General features: G+C 44.0%; 1 pseudogene. It reads left to right on the top strand.

The features are described from left to right. Nucleotides 1-366, top strand: a pseudogene (locus RTW80_RS27790) (P-type DNA transfer ATPase VirB11); the annotation flags it as partial.

Raw genomic sequence — 366 nt, 5'->3', positions numbered from 1 at the left:
ATCACTGGCTGAATGAGACTGATGGTGTCACGGAAATCGCTGTTAACCGACCAGGAGAAATATTTATAAAGGTCAGGGGAAAGTGGCAATGGTATGAACAAAAGATGAGTTACAGTGATTGTCTTTCTTTTGCATCCACACTGGCCGATTTTCATGACGGCGGTTCTGTGACTCCTGAATATCCCCTGCGTTCTGCCACGCTTCCGGGTGGAGAACGTGTTCAGGTTGTGATCCCACCGGCAACTGAAAAAGATACTGTTTCTATAACAATCCGTAAGCCGTCAGGTATTTTTATCAGTCATGACAAATTTATAAAACAGGGATTTTATTCACGCGTCAGTGGTTTAAGTGGTGACTCTGTTATGG

It is taken from the genome of Escherichia sp. AM3 (assembly GCF_032029835.1).
Classification (GTDB): domain Bacteria; phylum Pseudomonadota; class Gammaproteobacteria; order Enterobacterales; family Enterobacteriaceae; genus Escherichia; species Escherichia coli.
This window is presented reverse-complemented; position numbering and strand designations above follow the sequence as displayed.